Here is a 17,715-nt window from a genome sequence, read left to right as displayed (position 1 = left end):
ATTACAATGCAAAAAAGGTATAATTTTGACTGGGTAGCATTAAAAGTTATTCTGTGTGCAAAAGGTTGGTAATATATGTGCTACCAGCAGAAGAGCTTTAATAAGAGGTGTAAAAAACTTGATAACAGTTCAGGCTAAGCTGATTTTTGAAAGTTATGAAGACAGGCAAAAGACATTGGAGCTTATGAGAAGATGGTCATCCTGCATGAGATTTGCATACAAAAGACTTTTAGAAGGCTATGATAGAAATAGCCTCAAAAAAGATTTGCAGGGGATTTTCAATTTGAACTCAAGGTATGTAGATGATGCAATAATGAAAGCAAAGGCTGTTTTAGAATCCTGCAAGCAAAGAGGGGAAGACCCAAGGAAAGCTATCTTTGGTGGCAGACAGCTTTTTGAAAAGCTCAAAAAGCGACATATAAACGGCAAGCCTTATAAAAAGCTCAAGACTGAGTGGCAGGAAAAGAGGAAAGGGAATTTATATTCAAGAGGAGACAGGAGTAAGAAAGGGAACTTAAACACAAGGATTGTGGCAAATGAAAGAGGCACATTTTTGAGGATAAATATAGGAGATAGAAAGTATGTATTTGCCAGATTGTCAGCCGGTTTTAAAAAAGACAAAAACAAAGAAGAAATTTTACAGGAGATTGCTATTCTTGAAGTGCCTTATTCAGTAGAGCTAAAACTCAAGAAAGGGAATGTGTATGCTTACTTTTCAGTAGAAGAACTCTTTCCAGCGACAGAAATCACCAAGGAAAATGGTGGTATAGGGATAGATACAAATGCATATCCAAATCACATGGCATGGGTAGAGGTGGACAGAAGCGGACAGTTTATAAGCCATGGCAAGATTCCAATGCCGGAGCTTGACAGTGGAAACTCTGACAAAAGAGAGTATTACAGATGGCAGTATGCGCATGAGATTGTGAAGATTGCAAAAGAGAAAAGAAAAGCTATTGTGATAGAGAGGCTTGATATAAAAGACAAAGGGCAAAGAGGAGATTTTTCTTTCAGAAAATCAAGACGGATAAGGCACTTTTTCAGCTACAGGTCGCTTCTTGACAAAATCAAGATTTTAGCAAAACGAGAAGGGATAGAGGTTATAGAAGTAAATCCTGCATATACATCAGTGATAGGGATGCTGAAGTTCGCACCGCAGTTTATGGTAAGCAAAGATGTTGCAAGCGCATATGTGATAGCAAGAAGAGGACTTGGGAAAGAAGAGAGGATACCTGCAAACTACATGAAGCTTTTAAATAGTCTTGATGTAAGTAGTTTAGAAGAGCTAAAAGGGTATGTAAGCAAAGAAGTTAAGAATATACACTTGAGAAGGAAACAGATAAAAGAGATTGAATATGTAATGCGTAAGATACAAAGCCCTGGGAGTGAGCCAGGGAGGCTATTTGCACCTCTGGATGGAACAAGTGCGATTAGCTGTAGTGAAGGCTACAATCTCTGGCGAGTTCTCAGGGTAGCGGTGGTAACACCACTCTCCCCTGACAGGGTGTTGCGAGACATGTCTGTCCTGAAATGGGTATTGGTTTCAGGGCAAGTGGGGGGACCGAAAATCGGCGCAAGTTCCTGCTTCTTGGGGTAGGGGCTATGGCTTTCCCAAATACCGCCTGCTGGGGCTGGGAAAGTCTTGAAATGGCGGATAACAAATACCCCAGCTGCCAATACTGTGCAATTTTGCACAGTTTGGTTGACCAGGTAAAATTGCAAATGAGAAAATTCAAGGTTAAAATAAATGACCAGGAGTTTTTAGTTGAAGTAGAAGAAATCGGAACATCTACAAAAAATACATTTACTCCTCCAAAAACAAAATTTGAAATAGAAAGACCTGTTACACAGCCAAAAAGAGAACCTTTACAGGAATCTGTTTCTCTGTCTGACAAAAATGTTGTATGTGCTCAGCTTCCCGGTACAATAGTGAAAATTCTTAAAAATGAAGGTGAAATGGTGTCGCTCAAAGATCCTGTTTTAGTGCTTGAAGCCATGAAAATGGAGAATGAGGTTTTTCCTCAAATGGAGGGAAAAATAAAGAAGATATACGTCAGAGAAGGGCAGAAGGTTTCAAAAGGTGATTTGCTATTTGAAGTTGAATAAAATTTTTGGAGGGCTTGCAATATCATGGGAATAAAGATAACAGAAACAATTTTAAGGGATGCTCATCAGTCGCTAATTGCAACCAGGATGACAACAGAGCAAATGTTAGAAATTGCCCCTGTACTTGATGAAGTTGGATATTATTCAATTGAGTGTTGGGGTGGAGCTACATTTGATGCATGCCTGAGATTTTTCAATGAAGATCCATGGGAAAGATTGAAAAAATTAAAACAGGTTTTTAAAAAGACAAAGTTGCAGATGCTTTTGCGTGGTCAGAATCTTGTAGGCTACAGACACTATCCGGATGATGTTGTAATTGAATTTGTTAAAAAAGCCATTTACTACGGGATTGATATCATTAGAATTTTTGATGCTCTTAACGACCTCAGAAATATAGAAGTAGCTTTGAAAACCACAAAAACTGAAGGTGCTCATGCTCAGGTTGCAATCTCATACACAATATCTCCCTATCATACAATAGAAAATTACGTAAAGCTTGCAAGAGAGATAGAAGATCTGGGCGCAGATTCACTTTGTATTAAAGATATGGCTGGTCTTCTTTCACCATTTGAAGCTTATGATCTTGTTAAAGCCCTAAAAGAGAAGATCTCTATCCCTGTGCATCTTCACACTCATTACACAACCGGATTTGGCTCTATGACTTACTTAAAAGCAATTGAAGCAGGTGTTGATGGTATTGACACAGCACTTTCACCCCTTGCACTTGGAACATCTCAGCCACCAACTGAATCAATTGTATATGCTCTTTCTGGAACAATTTATGATCCTGGGCTTGACCTGGAAAAGATAAATGAGGCAAGTGAATATTTTAAAGTACTTCGTGAAGAGTATTTGAAAAAAGGACTTCTTGACCCAAAAGTACTGATTGTGGATATAAATGCTTTACATTATCAGATTCCGGGTGGAATGCTTTCCAATCTCATATCTCAACTAAAAGAACAGGGGCAGAAAGATAAGCTTGATGAGGTTTTGAGAGAAGTTCCGCGTGTAAGAGAAGATTTTGGTTTTCCTCCACTTGTTACACCCACAAGCCAGATTGTTGGAACCCAGGCAGTTTTAAATGTCATAGCTGGCGAAAGATATAAGCTTGTTACAAAGGAGACAAAAGCGTATTTTAAAGGTGAATATGGGCGACCTCCTGCAAAAGTAAATCAGCAGGTAAAATTAAAGATTCTCGGTGATGAGAGAGAAATTGAAACAAGGCCGGCCGATTTACTTTCACCTGAGCTTGAAAGCAGCAAAGAGAAAATAAAAGAATTTATTGAAACCGACACAGATGTTGTGACATATTGCCTGTTTCCGCAGCTTGCTGAAAACTATTTTAAGTTAAGAGCAGCAAAAAAGTATAAAATTGACGTTGGTCTTGTAAAAGAAAACAAAGTATATCCAGTGTAGAGGAAAGATACATCTTATGGTGTGCTTTCCTCTTCTTTTTTGATAAAATTTCTTATTAATCAAACGTATTGTTGTGATATAATTAATAACATAGAATAAAAACAAATTTAAGAAAGAAGGGCTAAAATATAAGATGGAGAATGAAAAACTCGAATTGATATCATCAATGGAATTTGAAGAAGATGCTCCGCTTTATAAAATAGTAGATTTTATGAACAAGAGTCTTAAAGACAAAAACATTATTGTGGGTCTTTCAAAAAATCACAATAAAATTGTAATTAGTATTTACCAAACATAAGGAGAAATGAAAAGATGAGTAATGACTTAGAAGCAAGGATTATCGAGCTTATGCCAGAGCTCAGCAAAGGGCAAAAAAAGATCGCCCAGTTTATTTTGGAACATGGTGAAAAGGCTGCGTACATGACAGCACTTGCTCTTGGCAACTCGGTTGGTGTTAGTGAGTCTACTGTTGTTAGATTTGCCGAGAGACTTGGTTTTGATGGATACCCTGAATTCCAGAAGGCTTTACAGGAACTTATGAAAAGTAAACTCACATCGGTTCAGAGGATAGAACTTTCTGCAAGCAGGATTAATGAGAATGAGGTTTTAAAAAGTGTGCTTCTTTCTGATATGGACAAGATTAAACAGACACTCGAGCAGATTGATGAGCAAACCTTCAATAAGGTGGTTGATGAGATAGTTAGTGCAAAGAGAATATACATCATTGGAATTAGAAGTTCAGCTGCTCTTGCGGATTTTTTGGGTTTTTATTTGAATATGATTTTGGACAATGTTAAGGTGATAACCACAAGTGGGATAAGTGATATATTTGAACAGGTTTTCAGGATTACATCTGAAGATTTGATAGTAGGAATTAGCTTCCCGAGGTATTCCAAACGCACTTTGAAGGTATTGCAGTATGCCAAAAAGCAGAATGCAAAAATTGTATCACTTACCGACAGTAAAATCTCTCCGCTTTGTAAATACAGTGACTATGTTTTGATATGCAGAAGTGACATGGTCTCTTTTGCTGATTCATTGGTTGCGCCACTCAGTGTGATCAATGCGTTGATTGTGGCAACAGGACTTCGTAAAAAGGATGATGTTGCAAGAACACTTGAAAAATTGGAAGAGATTTGGGATGAGTTTCAGGTTTATGAAAAAGAGAATAGGTGATGTAGCTTGAAGAGAATTTATCTAATAAGACATGGCGAAACTGATTGGAATAGATACAATAAAGTCCAGGGTTCTATTGACACAGATTTAAATGAGACGGGTATTCAGCAAGCAAAAAAACTTGCTGAGCGGTTAAAGAACGAAAAGATTGATATTGTATTTTCAAGTACATTAAAGAGAGCTTATTTAACAGCAAATGAAATTAAAGCTTTTCATCCAGAAATACCCTTGAGATTAACAGAAAGGCTTAATGAGATGAATTTTGGCGAATGGGAAGGCTTGAGTTTCGATGAACTTGAGAAAAAGTATTCAGAAACTTATAGATTATGGAAGGAAAATCCTGACAGAGCTACTTTTCCAGGTGAAGGTAGCTTATACAATGTAATGGAAAGGGTGAAGAGTTTTTTTGAAGAGGTTTTGAATGAATCATATAGCAACATTGTGGTTGTTACACATGGCGGTATAATCAAACTTTCCATTATATATCTTTTAGAACTACCGTTTGACTTTTATAAAAAATGCTGGATTGGTAATGCGAGTCTCAGTATTGTAGATATAAAAGAAAATAGACGAATGCTCAGCCTTTTGAATGATATGTCACATTTGCAATCAATTCAAAAGCGTCCAATAATATAAATTTTTATTTAGGCGTTTGCAAAATAGATGAAAATGTGAGCAATAAAATGGAAATGAAGTAATAAGTAACAAGGCAGATGATAGATAAGAGTATTTACAGATGCCAATATATAGCATTGCAAACAATAAAAGCATATACCAGACAAATGGTAAGTGATACCAAACTAAAAGAAGACAAAGTAATCCTAAACCCTTTTGAAAGTGATTGCTAAAGGGCTTTTAGATGAAGAGGAAAGTTTATGCAGAATAAGCAAAAAGGAATTTGTGTTAGAAGCTGAAGATAGGCTTATGCTATAAGTTTTTTAAGTTTTTGAAGTTTTTTGTAAGTAATGTTTTTATGAGATTCTAAGATAAAGTAAGAGAGAATAAAAATCAAAAGCATACAGATGGCGGAGAGCAAGAGGTCAGAAAAAAGTGAAGTATGGTCATGGGAAAATAATGTATCATGACCGAGGAAAGACTTTAACTGGAAGATAGTTTGTTCTATAGTAACTCGTGATTTGTAGAGTTTTTCAAATTTATTAGAATTTCTGTCTATGCCAGGGAAGTTGCGCAGGTCAGAGTCCGGGTAGGTATAAAACATTCTACCAGACTTAGAAGAAGTACAGGGATGAGGGCAGTTGCAAAAGCGTTTACCATCTTTAATTTGAGAGCAAGGACAACGCCACTTGATACGTGGTGAGCGATTTTTGCCATTACAAAAGCCTTCACGGATAAAAGGTTTGTTAAGCTTATTACAAAAGGGCACACCTTCTGGAGAAATAGAGATATTTGGGTCGGAAGTGGGTGAGGTTGAATTTGATTTTGAGCCCCTTGGGTTTATAGGGATAATAGCTTTAGAGAATTTAAAGTTATTGATTAAAGTAGAGTAAATTGCATATGAGTCAAGAGCACTATCAGCAATGAAGGTTGAGAAAGAGTATTGAAAGTTTTTATTCAAAGTAATCAGAGCAGGGATAAGAGCTTTTGAATCGGAGATAGCTTTAGCAAAGGATGGATCAGATGTATCAGCTTGAGGGAAAGTAAAAGCAGGTGAGATTACAAGAGGGATACCAAAGCCATTAGTTAGTATAGAGAATTTGTAAGCATAGCAGAAATGACCGTTAGCGAACATACGAGTGATATATGGTGAAGCAGAAGCAGTTTGAGGGAGGTTAGAATATGTGAGGGAATAGACAAGATGAGATTGTAGGTCAGGGTTTTGTGACTTAGTTTTTTTAAGTTGTGATTGAATGAATTTAGGGTTATTTTCTCTGACCCTGGGTTCTAAAGCGGTAGTATCGAAGATGATAGTAGAAGCAAGGTCAGGGTTTATTTTAAGGGCGATATTATGGGCATAGTTTGCGATATTGTAGAAGAGTTTTTCAATCTCATGGCAGAAGATTTTTCTGAATCTTGAGAAGGTAGAGATAGAAGGAATTTTATTGAAGTTGCAAAAGATTCTGAGTTCATAAGAGTTGAGTAGGATAGCGCGCAGCTGAGTTAATGTAGGGAGTTTGAGTATTTTTTGTACAAAGAAAGCACAGAGCATAGATTGCAAAGAGAAATCTCTTTGTCTTCCGAAGTGTTTGTAGTAAGTTTTGAAGAAGGATGTAGGTATGAACTGGTTTAAATCAATGAAATTGCTGAAAAAGCCGAGCAAAGTGTGTGGGTTACTAAGAAGCAACGTTTTTAACGTGCTCATAGAGATCTAAAAAAGATAGTTGTTTGTTTTGGTTTTTGAACATTTTATCTTCCTCCTCATAGAAAGTATGTTTTATATAGATAGATTTTTTACTATCTATGAGGAGGAAGGAAGACTTTTTTAAAAGTTTTGAAAAGCTTGATAACGCTCATCTTGAGCGTTTATGCAAAAGGCTAATAAATTTTTATTTTATAAGCGAGGTAAAAAATATGGACAAAAAAGAATTTGGTAGCAAAGATGTTTCAAGAGCTGCAATCTTAATGGCATTGAGTCAGAGCAGACAGGAAGAGAAAAGGATTCAAGATGATTTTAGCAAGATTGGGATAAGCTGTGCAGCTGTTGATTTTGGAGGAGAGTTCATCACATCGGTGATGAAGATAATTGAAAGAGCAGTTGTTGCAGCAAAGAGGGAAGGAGTAATAAATGAGGTACATCAGGAAGAAGGAGCGGTGGCTGGCGCCACAAGAGAAGCAATTTCCCAGATTATGCAAAAAGCAATAGGATTGAATGTAGGTGGCAAAATTGGTATTGCGAGGTATAATGAACATGTTGCGGTTGCCATCTTTTTTGGAATAGGTCTTTTACATCTCAATGAGGTAGCAATTGGACTTGGTCACAGGGTCATATAAAAGGTTTTTAGTAGGGGGAAAGTAATTTGGTTTATGCTGTAAGAGGTGCAACTACAGTTGGAATTGATACAAAAGATGAAATAATCACATCTACGCAGGAGCTCTTAAGTGAAATTTTGACAAAAAACCAGCTTAAAAAAGAGGAAATTGTATTTATTTTGTTTACGATGACAAAAGATTTGAAGTCAGCATTTCCGGCATACGCAGCAAGACTAATGGGTTTTACAGATGTGCCTTTGATATGTGCCCAGGAACTTGACATTGAAGGTGCACTTGAGAGATGTATAAGAGTACTTGTACTTGTTCAAAAGGAGTCGGGTTTTGTTCCGCGGCATGTTTATTTAAAAGATGCCAGGTTTTTAAGAGAAGACTTAACCTAACAGAGACAAACGGTAAAATGTCAAGAGGGTTTTTAAGAAAAATTTTTTAGATTATTAGGCGAAAAAAGGCAATAAAATACCTGGCCGCACAGCATGGTAAAATTTAACTGGCAGCTTGTTCAGAGAAAATTATTAAACTAAAAATTTGAGATTAACTAAGTATTGTAAACATCACCTCTTTCTTGATATATTTGACCTTTGCTGAGCATTGCAAAGATCAGAGGAATTAAGCGTCTTGCGGTGAGGACGAGGGCACGTTTATGCTGGTGTTTGGTAACCTCTGAGAACTTCTTGTTGTAGAAAGCTTTGTAGCGTACTGTGTGCACCCTTACACAGTTAGCAGCTTCAACAAGATAGTATCTCAGGTATTGGTTACCACACTTAGCTAATGAGACATCTTGGGCATTGAAATTGCCTGACTGATATTGAGTCCAAACCAGGCCAGAGTATTTAGCTAAAGCAGCTTCATTTTTGAAGCGCTTGATATCACCGATTTCAGCGATGATGCCGGCTGCGAGAACGTCACCTATGCCAGGAACGGTTGTTAATGTTTGAGAGAAAGCTTTAAGAAGTTTTGAGATTTCTTTGTCAAGTTTTTTGAGTTGTTCTTGCATAAATCTAATGTTTTCAAGTGTCATAGACAAAGCTAAATCATTTGCCTCAGCCAACAGAGGATGTAATCTAAAGGAGCGATTAGCAGCAGTTTTAAGTATTTCAGCAATTTTATTAACATCTGAGAGTCTATTGTTGCCGTTATCGGATACGAATTTAATTAAGTCTTCTAAAGGCATAGAAGCGATATCATCAGGTGTAAAGTTTTCGATGATAGCGCAAGATGCCTTACCGAAGATATCTGAAAATGGGCACTCTTGAGAATAAGTAGAGAATTTAAGGTATATGAGATTGAGAGCTCTGTTTTTTTCGCGAGTTAGATTATGAACAAGGTGGTAGCGCATTCTGGTAAGGCGTTGCAGTGCAGCAAATTTAAAATCTGGCAAAGGTGTTGGATTTAGTTTACTGAACCTGACACATTCAGCAATAACGATAGCGTCAATATTATCTGTCTTAGGCAAGAAAGTGTAGATTTTTTTAAATCCTTTGACGATGCTTGGGTTAAGTACGTAGAAGGTTGGTTTGTAAGGTAGTAGTTCAGAAGAAGAAGCAAGATGAAGGTGAAGATGCCATGTGTAATGTGAAGTTGCTTCCATGCCAAACTTAATACAGGATAGATTATACTGGCTGAGACAATCAATAACTCTTTTGATTAATTCGTTAGCGCCTTCTTGATTGTTAGGCAAGGAAAAAGGTTTTTTAATCAAGTGATTACCGGCATCATCGATGAAGAAGATAGAATTTGACTGACTACTGATATCAATGCCCACGATTAATGTATTAGGCAATTTAAAAGCCTCCTTTCTAAAGTGTGGTGTTAGGAAAAGAGTTAAGCCCTTTATCCCTGGGGATTACATGTAATGCAGCCTCGCCGATATTAGAGCTACGGAGCAGTTTACAGGGTGCACACATCTGATATGCTCAAATCAGATGTGGTAAACTGACCATGCACAGCAAACGAGTAAACATTACTCATGTAATCCTTTGGGGTTCAGTCTCTCACAAGCTGTGGCGTGCAGTTATCAAAGCACGTCCAGCAGGGGGTGACAAAAAATATCCAACAAACTAAAATCAGGCTTAACTTTTTTCTGATTTTAGTTTACCAAAGATAAAGGGCAAATTTAAGCTGTAGCAGTCAATTTTAATATTCAATTTTTAAGAAGTGAGTGTTTTAAGAATGGGAATTTATTTTAATGAATTTCCAGTAATCAATTGGTACTAATAATTTAATGTACCAATTGAGATATGAATTTTTTATTGATTTGATAATCATATTATACGAGGGGGAAATAGATGAGAAAAATAAATATTGCAATTGATGGACCTGCTGGAGCAGGAAAAAGCACAATTTCAAAGCTTTTGGCCAAAAGGCTGGGTTATATCCATATCGACACAGGTGCAATGTACAGGGCAATTGGGCTTAAGGTTTTGAGCCAGGATATAAAATCCGACGATGTTGACAGGATACTTGAGATTTTAAACCACATAGAAATTGAAGTCAAACTTGTTGATGGTAATCAGCTTGTATTTTTAGATGGGGAAGACGTTACAGAAAAAATTAGACAACCGAATGTATCTATGTATGCATCAGATGTCTCAAAAATAAAAGAAGTGAGGCAGCGGCTTGTTAAAATCCAGCAGGAGCTGGCAAAACAAAAAGGTGTGATTATGGACGGCAGAGACATTGGTACTCATGTTTTGCCTGATGCCGAACTAAAAATATTTTTAACAGCAACCCCGGAAGAAAGAGCAAAGAGAAGATTTTTGGAACTTAAAGAAAAGGGATATGATGTTGACTATTATGAACTTCTTGATGAGATAAAGCAAAGAGACCTCAATGATATGACCAGAGAGTTTGCGCCTTTGAGAGTTGCTGAAGATGCGGTTGTGATAGATTCCACCAATCTTACAATAGAAGAAGTTTTAGAGAAAGTGTTAGAGCTTTTTAACAAGGTGGTAAGAAATGCAATATAATTTCTTTGCTAATGTTGTACGAAGATTAGCATATTTTGTCTTAAAATGTATTTTCTCTATAAGAGTGGAAGGTAAAGAGAATATTCCAGAAGCACCGTACATCATCTGTGCAAATCACAGAAGTTATCTTGACCCGGTATTAATTATTTTGATATTTGATGAACCTGTTTATTTCATGGCGAAAAGTGAACTTTTTAAAATATGGTGGCTTTCTCCAATCATAAGGGCATTTGGTGCTTTTCCTGTAAAAAGAGGCAAGAGCGATATTGGCGCAATCAAAAAGGCAATAGAAATTATAAGAAATAATGGTATCTTAGGGATATTTCCTGAGGGGAAGAGAAATAGAACAAATGAGATAGTTCTAAAAGGTGAAAAGGGAGTTGCTACAGTTATAAAAGCAACAGGTGCAAAGGTTTTGCCTGTTGCAATTTGTGGCAAAATTAGACCTTTTTCTAAGATAACAGTGAGAATTGGCAGGATAATTGAATTTACAGATAAGGATGATGATAATCAGGAGATGGTTGATGTAATAATGCAAAATGTTAAAAATCTTATAATGAATACAAACAAATAAAAAGGGGAAGAAGGACAGAAATGATTATCAAGGTTGCCAAAAATTCAGGGTTTTGTTTTGGTGTAGAAAGAGCTGTTGATGGGGTTATTGCATGGGCCAAAGCGAACAAAGACAGGAGCGTAAAAGTTTATGGAATGCTTATACACAATAGTTATGTTATAGAAAGACTGAAAGAGTTGAATATTAAAGTAATTGAAGATGTAAACCAAATAGAAAAAGATGATGTTGTGTTTATTCGTTCACATGGAGTTTCGATGGATGAATTTTTAGAAATTGAAAAGAGAGCAGCCAGAGTTTATGATTTTACTTGTCCATATGTAAAAAAAATTCATGAGATTGTGAGAGAAGCCTCAGCAAATGGGAACGACATAGTAGTTGTTGGAGACATTAACCATCCAGAAGTGAAAGGTATAATCGGGCATGTTGATAAAGGTAGAAAATGCATTGTTATAGATAGCATAGAAAAAGCAAGGGATGCTATAGCTCAGCTGGGGTCAAAAACAATTGTTGTATGCCAGACAACTTTTGATAATGCAAAGTGGCAACAGATAAAAGAATACATTGAAAATAATACAGATTACAAAGTATTTGATACAATCTGCAAAGCTACCATAAACAGACAACAGGAAGCAAAAATTCTTGCTCAGGAAGTAGACATTATGCTTGTAATAGGGGACAGAAAAAGTTCTAATACCAATAAACTCTATGAAGCTGTAAAAGGGATAAAGCCCACCTACTTTATAGAAACTCTTGAAGATCTGAAGAAGATTGACTTTAGCAGAGCAAAAGTAATTGGAATAACAGCTGGTGCTTCTACCTCACAGGAGCAGATAAATGAAGTAATACAGATGCTTGAGAGAGAGTTTAATGAGGTAGATCCTTCTGATTTTGAAAAGCTACTTAATAGAAGTTTAAAAGATATTAAAAAAGGTGAGGTAGTAAAAGGTAAAATAGTAAAGGTTGAAGATGATTATATTCTTGTGGATATTGGATACAAAGCAGAAGGTATAGTGTACAAAAATGAGGTTTTCAGGAATGCAAATGTAAACTTAAGAGAGATATTCAAAGAAAATGATATAATTGAAGCAGTAGTTGTAAGAGAGTCTGACGAAGAAGGGAATGTTGTTTTATCCAAGCTAAAAGCTGATAATATCCACGGTTTTGAAGAGCTGCTGTCAAAATTTAAGAGTAAAATGCCCGTTAAAATTTTAATAAAGCAGATCAGAGAAAAGAGTATTGTGGGTGAATTTAGAGGAATTAATGTATTTGTTCCAATTTCGCAGTGGGCAGAAGAGGTTTCTTCTTCTATCATTGGTAAGATTTTTGAAGTTGAGATTGTAGATGTTGATAGCGAGAAAAAGATAGCTTTTGGCAGCAGAAAGGCACTGCTGCGCCAGATTCAAGAACAAAGACTTTTGGAGGCTATGGAGAACCTTGATTTTGCCAAAGACTATGAAGGAACAGTTGCCGAAATAAAGGAAAAAGGAATTATCATTAATTTTGAAGGTTTACGTGGTTTTGTGCCGGCAAGTGAGATAAGTTATTCGAAAAAAATAGAAGATATCAAAAGGTTATTTAGGATAGGAGAGCAGGTAAAGGTTAGAGTAATTGATGTAGACAAGCAAAAAAAGCAGATTTATTTGAGTATAAAAAGGTCTCAAGAAGATGAATGGATAAAAAAAGCAAAGGGTTTGTATTTAGGTATGCTTGTTGATGCAGAAGTAACAAAAATACTTCCCTTTGGTCTTGTTGTATGGATTTTAGAATATGATGTTGATGGTTTTATTCATATATCGAATATTCCGCTTGGTTATAACCAGCGGCTGCATAATTTATACAAAGTTGGCGACAAAATAAAGGCGAAGATAATTGAAATTGATGAGCAAAGGCATAGGATTGGTCTTTCCCTAAAAGATCTCTATGAAGAGGAAGAGCAGGTACCTCAATATACAGAAGATTTTGTTATAACAATTGCTGATATAGCGAAAAATATTAAATTAGAAGATTGAAATTTTTATAAAAAGAAAAATTAAAAGAACATGCAAATCTCATTTAGGAATATAAAAGACAGGGTTGCCATTTTAGTTAATGGTAAAAATCTGGGCACTATTTGTGATATGTTTTTTTCAGATTTGAAAGTTGAAGGGTTTCAGATACAGAAGAACGTAGTATTTGGGATTTGTACTAATATTTTTGTCTTTGCGAAGGATATTGAGTCTATAAACCAGGAACTTTTAATTGCTACAAAGATAGTTTCTCATATTAACATGGCTTCTTTTGTAAAAGCACAAGAAATTCTTTTCAAAGAGGTTATTACAGAAGATGGTTTTCTTATGGGAATAGTAAATGATATATTGTTTGATTCTGTAAATTTTGAAATTCTCGGTTATGAGATATCACCGAGTATATGGAGCTATATTAAAAATAAAAAAATAATATTAAACCCGGAGGAAATAATATTAAGAGAGAACAAAATATTAAGCTGAGGTGTTATAATTGAAAGTAGTTTCTGCAAAACATGTGGTTACAGGTAGTATAATTGGTGCGTTGATTGGTGTGTTACTGAGTAGGTCTTCTTCAAAAAACATGAAAAATAGGTTCTTAAAAAAGGTAATTGCAAAAAAGATTGTATCAATGATTAACAGGCTTTTATAAAAAGGAGGGGAAAACCCTCCTTTTTATAAAATATTGGAATTTTTTTGATTTGAGGTGTTGCAATTGATAATAGGAAAATTTCTAAAAAAATACTTTTTAGATATTGTATTTCTTGCTTTTATTGGACTTGTCATTTATTTTTTTGTTAATATCAAAACATTTTGGACTATTTTACTTCCATTCATAATAGCTCTTTTTTTATCTTACCTTTTAAAACCGATGGTTGACTTTTTAGAGACAAAAATCAAGTCACGTGATATTTCAATTTTGCTTTCGTTTATATTTGCCTTTAGCATTGCTATTTTAATTTTTGTATATTTTATTCCACTATTCATTACAGAAATGAAGCAGCTTACGCAAAATATTCCAGAATACGTTAATATATTTAACAAATGGTTCAAAGAGATGGATGCAAAGCTTTCCAGCAAGTTAAACATTGACTTACAGGAGATTTTAAAATCAAATTCAATAGATGTTCAGGCAATATCAAAACAAATGCTTACTGCTTTTTTAAATATTCTCAAAAGCATCTATTCCAATATTCTTTATTATCTTTTAATACCAATTATTTCGTTTTACATTCTAAAGGACTGGACAAAAATTGCAAAATGGATTAAATGGATATTACCTGAGAAATACAGAAAAGATGGTATTTCTATCTTCAATGATATTAACAAAGTTCTTCATCAATATATAAGAGCCCAGCTTTTGGATGCTATTATAATTGGAATTCTGAGTTTTTTGGGATTTTCAATCTTTTCGGTTAAATATGCTGCACTTTTAGGTATAATCACAGGAGTGGGAAATCTTATACCTTATTTTGGTCCAATATTTGCGAGCATCCCAGCTGTTGTAATAGCACTATCTGACTCTTACATAAAAGCTATACTTGTAGTAGTATTTTTAGTTTTGCTTCAGCAAATAGATAGCTTTCTCATCTCACCGAGAATAATTGGTTCAAGATTGGGACTTCATCCCCTGACAATTATAGTTGTGTTAATAGTATCAAATAAACTATTCGGTTTTATTTCCCTGTTTTTTGCAATACCTTTAATTGCTGTGATAAAGATAATTTTTATAAATATTCTCAAGAGGATATATCCGGAAGATAGGAAATAAATTTTGTTGACTTTGCTCTCTGGCTTTAATAAAATTTTGATTGTATTGAAAAATTATAAAGATCAAAGACAATTTTAAAATTCTAAGTGGAAAGGCTGATTGAAGATGTACATGAGCACAGATGAGATAAGAGAGAAATTCCTTCAATTTTTTGAGTCCAAAGGACATTTGAGATTACCGAGTTTTTCTTTGATTCCTAAAAATGACAAAAGTCTTCTTTTGATAAACGCCGGGATGGCACCACTGAAACCCTATTTTCTTGGTATCGAAGAACCACCGAGAAGAAGAATAACTACATGTCAAAAATGCATAAGAACTCCTGATATTAATAGAGTAGGCAAGACAGCAAGGCATGCCACTTTTTTTGAGATGCTTGGCAACTTTTCTTTTGGAGATTATTTTAAGAAAGAGGCAATTACATGGGCGTGGGAATTTGTAACAGAGGTACTAAAACTTCCAAGAGAAAGACTTTGGGTGACAATATACGAAGAGGACGATGAGGCATTTGAAATATGGAACAAAGAAGTTGGTCTTGAAGAGTACAGAATCAAAAGAATGGGCAAGGAAGATAATTTCTGGGAGATAGGGACAGGGCCATGTGGTCCTTGTTCGGAGATATATTTTGACAGGGGCGAGGACAAAGGCTGTGGAAAGCCCACATGTGGCGTTGGGTGCAGTTGTGACAGATATGTTGAATTTTGGAATCTTGTGTTTACTCAGTTTGATAAGGACGAAAATGGAGTATATCACAAACTGAAAAATCCAAATATTGATACAGGAATGGGTCTTGAGAGAATTGCTGCAATTATGCAAGGTGTAGATTCTCTGTTTGATATTGATATAGTAAAGCCTATCCGTGAAAAGATATGTGAAATAACCGGTTATGAGTATGGTAAGGACAATGAAAAAGATGTTTCGATTAGAGTTATAACTGACCACATTCGCAGTGCTGTCTTTATGATAGGTGATGGTATTTTACCTTCAAATGAAGGAAGGGGTTATGTTTTAAGAAGGATTATAAGAAGAGCAGCACGACATGGAAGGATGCTTGGTAAAAGGGAAGCTTTTTTGCACTTGATAGTTGATACAGTTGTAGACTCCTATAAGAATCCATATCCTGAACTTATCCAAAAAGGAGAGTATATCAAAAAGGTACTATATAATGAAGAAAGCAGATTCAATCAAACAATTGATGTTGGACTTGAAATTCTTGAAAACGAGATTGATGGCATTAAAAAGAACAAAGAAAATGTTTTAAAAGGTGAAGTTGCTTTTAAACTGTACGATACGTATGGCTTTCCACTTGATTTAACAAAAGAGATAGCTGCCGAAAAGGGAGTAGTGGTTGACCAGGAAGGCTTTGACAGACTGATGCAGCAACAAAAAGAGAGGGCGCGTATGGCGCAAAAAGAACTTGAAAATATTGGTTGGAAAGATATCAACATAACAATTGAAGATGAAATTGAGACTGTATTTGTGGGATATGAAGCTTTTGAAACACAGAGCAGGATATTGAAAATGTTTTCTGAAGATGAGGAAATTTCGTATGCAAAAGAGGGAGATGTCTGTTACATTATTTTAGATAAGACTCCATTTTACGCAGAAAGTGGGGGTCAGGTAGCAGACAAAGGTTCATTGGAAACTGAAAGAGCTGTTGCTGAAGTTTTGGATGTCAGAAAAGGACCAAAGGGTACAATTCTTCACAAGGTAAGGATAACAAAGGGAGAGATAGCGGTAGATGAAATTGTTACTGCCCGGGTGGACAAGGATTTAAGACTTGCCACAATGAAAAACCATACGGCAACCCATCTTCTGCACAGCAGCCTTCGTAAGATACTCGGTGAGCACGCAACGCAAAGTGGTTCACTTGTTGAGCCAGAAAGGCTAAGATTTGACTTTGCTCATTATGAAGCACTCAGTGAAGAACAAATAGTCCAGATAGAGAAAATGGTAAACAGTGTAATTCAACAAGCTATCCCTGTAGAAAAGATTGAAACTGATTTGGATTCGGCAATAAAGATGGGTGCAACAGCTCTGTTTGATGAAAAGTATTCCAATATAGTCAGGGTTATAAAAATAGGTGACTTTAGCATGGAACTTTGTGGAGGTACGCACGTTGACAACACCGGGCAGATAGGAATGTTTAAGATAATCTCAGAATCAAGTGTTGCGGCAGGCGTTAGAAGAATTGAAGCTATAACAGGTAACAAAGTATATGAATTTATGATAAACAATCAAAAGATACTGAAAGAAATAAAAAATAAGCTCAGGGTTGTCAATGAATCCGAGATTATTACCAAACTTGACCAGTTAGAGGATAGAATAGACAGTCTTGAAAATGAATTAGAAAGATACAAACTGTTGCTGATTGATAATGAATTAAAAAATCTTTACAGCAGTGCCTTGCAACTTGGAGAATTTAAATTTATTATAAATAAGAAGGATACTCAGGATACAAATTATGTAAAACTTTTGACAGATAGAATTAGAGAAAGAGATTCAAAAGCAATAATTTTGAATATTATAAAACAGGATAAAAATAAGGTTATAGTACTGATGGCATGTTCTAAGGAGGCAGTAAAAAAAGGGATTGACTGCGGTAAGATAGTGGGGCAGGTTTGCGGTGTGCTTGGTGGCAAAGGTGGTGGTAGACCTGATTTTGCACAGGGTGGTTCAAACAACGCAGAAAATTTAGAATTGGCAGTTCAAAAAGCAATTGAATTTGTAAAAAGTGCTGTTGAAGGAGGAGCGTGA

The 17,715-nt window shown here is 35.7% G+C and carries 16 protein-coding genes and 1 pseudogene; 15 read left to right on the top strand and 2 right to left on the bottom strand.

The window, feature by feature from the left end; all coding sequences use genetic code 11:
- The first annotated feature begins 118 nt into the window (after positions 1-118).
- From OTK00_RS06555 to OTK00_RS06530, 6 genes are all read left to right on the top strand, one after another.
- Positions 119-1,597, top strand: coding sequence for an IS200/IS605 family accessory protein TnpB-related protein (locus OTK00_RS06555; RefSeq protein WP_045170183.1), 1,479 nt, complete (start codon positions 119-121; stop codon positions 1,595-1,597).
- A gap of 125 nt (positions 1,598-1,722) precedes the next feature.
- Positions 1,723-2,106, top strand: coding sequence for a biotin/lipoyl-containing protein (locus OTK00_RS06550; protein WP_045170182.1), 384 nt, complete (start codon positions 1,723-1,725; stop codon positions 2,104-2,106).
- A gap of 24 nt (positions 2,107-2,130) precedes the next feature.
- On the top strand, positions 2,131-3,522 hold the full coding sequence (locus OTK00_RS06545) for an oxaloacetate decarboxylase subunit alpha (RefSeq protein ID WP_045169552.1): 1,392 nt from the start codon (positions 2,131-2,133) through the stop codon (positions 3,520-3,522).
- 133 nt (positions 3,523-3,655) lie between these two features.
- Entirely contained in the window at positions 3,656-3,820 is a 165-nt protein-coding gene (locus OTK00_RS06540; protein ID WP_082054629.1) for a YpmA family protein, read from the top strand.
- Positions 3,821-3,834: 14 nt separating this feature from the next.
- A complete protein-coding gene (locus OTK00_RS06535; RefSeq protein WP_045169551.1) occupies positions 3,835-4,698 on the top strand; it encodes a MurR/RpiR family transcriptional regulator in 864 nt (287 codons plus the stop codon).
- Between the two features lie 6 nt (positions 4,699-4,704).
- Complete coding sequence (locus tag OTK00_RS06530; protein WP_045169549.1) at positions 4,705-5,334, top strand: histidine phosphatase family protein; 630 nt, start codon at positions 4,705-4,707, stop codon at positions 5,332-5,334.
- 286 nt (positions 5,335-5,620) lie between these two features.
- On the opposite strand, the pseudogene OTK00_RS06525 reads toward OTK00_RS06530, so the two are convergent.
- Positions 5,621-7,061: pseudogene (locus tag OTK00_RS06525) on the bottom strand (transposase).
- A 166-nt stretch (positions 7,062-7,227) separates the two neighbouring features.
- Between OTK00_RS06525 and OTK00_RS06520 the strand changes: the two are divergent.
- Positions 7,228-7,647 (top strand): HutP family protein, encoded by a 420-nt coding sequence (locus OTK00_RS06520; protein WP_045170181.1) that lies wholly within the window; start codon positions 7,228-7,230, stop codon positions 7,645-7,647.
- Between the two features lie 26 nt (positions 7,648-7,673).
- On the top strand, positions 7,674-8,027 hold the full coding sequence (gene aroH, locus OTK00_RS06515; protein WP_045169548.1) for a chorismate mutase: 354 nt from the start codon (positions 7,674-7,676) through the stop codon (positions 8,025-8,027).
- 155 nt (positions 8,028-8,182) lie between these two features.
- Here aroH and OTK00_RS06510 read toward each other — a convergent pair whose 3' ends face one another.
- Positions 8,183-9,427, bottom strand: a complete 1,245-nt coding sequence (locus tag OTK00_RS06510; protein WP_045168741.1) for an IS110 family RNA-guided transposase — start codon at positions 9,425-9,427, stop codon at positions 8,183-8,185.
- A 505-nt stretch (positions 9,428-9,932) separates the two neighbouring features.
- Here OTK00_RS06510 and cmk point away from each other — a divergent pair.
- The 7 genes from cmk (at position 9,933) to alaS (ending at position 17,715) form a co-directional block, all read left to right on the top strand.
- Positions 9,933-10,613 (top strand): (d)CMP kinase, encoded by a 681-nt coding sequence (gene cmk / locus OTK00_RS06505; protein WP_045169547.1) that lies wholly within the window; start codon positions 9,933-9,935, stop codon positions 10,611-10,613.
- Positions 10,603-11,187: a lysophospholipid acyltransferase family protein gene (locus tag OTK00_RS06500; RefSeq protein WP_045169546.1), complete on the top strand. Its 585-nt coding sequence runs from the start codon at positions 10,603-10,605 to the stop codon at positions 11,185-11,187. Before cmk ends, OTK00_RS06500 begins: the two co-directional genes overlap by 11 nt.
- A gap of 20 nt (positions 11,188-11,207) precedes the next feature.
- A complete protein-coding gene (gene ispH / locus OTK00_RS06495) occupies positions 11,208-13,196 on the top strand; it encodes a 4-hydroxy-3-methylbut-2-enyl diphosphate reductase (protein WP_045169545.1) in 1,989 nt (662 codons plus the stop codon).
- 30 nt (positions 13,197-13,226) lie between these two features.
- A complete protein-coding gene (locus tag OTK00_RS06490; RefSeq protein ID WP_045169544.1) occupies positions 13,227-13,673 on the top strand; it encodes a PRC-barrel domain-containing protein in 447 nt (148 codons plus the stop codon).
- 10 nt (positions 13,674-13,683) lie between these two features.
- Positions 13,684-13,842: a hypothetical protein gene (locus OTK00_RS06485; protein ID WP_198525732.1), complete on the top strand. Its 159-nt coding sequence runs from the start codon at positions 13,684-13,686 to the stop codon at positions 13,840-13,842.
- Positions 13,843-13,896: 54 nt separating this feature from the next.
- Entirely contained in the window at positions 13,897-14,961 is a 1,065-nt protein-coding gene (locus tag OTK00_RS06480; RefSeq protein ID WP_268760738.1) for an AI-2E family transporter, read from the top strand.
- Between the two features lie 105 nt (positions 14,962-15,066).
- Positions 15,067-17,715, top strand: a complete 2,649-nt coding sequence (alaS, locus tag OTK00_RS06475; RefSeq protein WP_045170180.1) for an alanine--tRNA ligase — start codon at positions 15,067-15,069, stop codon at positions 17,713-17,715.

Source organism: Caldicellulosiruptor morganii (genome assembly GCF_026810225.1).
GTDB lineage: Bacteria > Bacillota > Thermoanaerobacteria > Caldicellulosiruptorales > Caldicellulosiruptoraceae > Caldicellulosiruptor > Caldicellulosiruptor morganii.
This window is presented reverse-complemented; position numbering and strand designations above follow the sequence as displayed.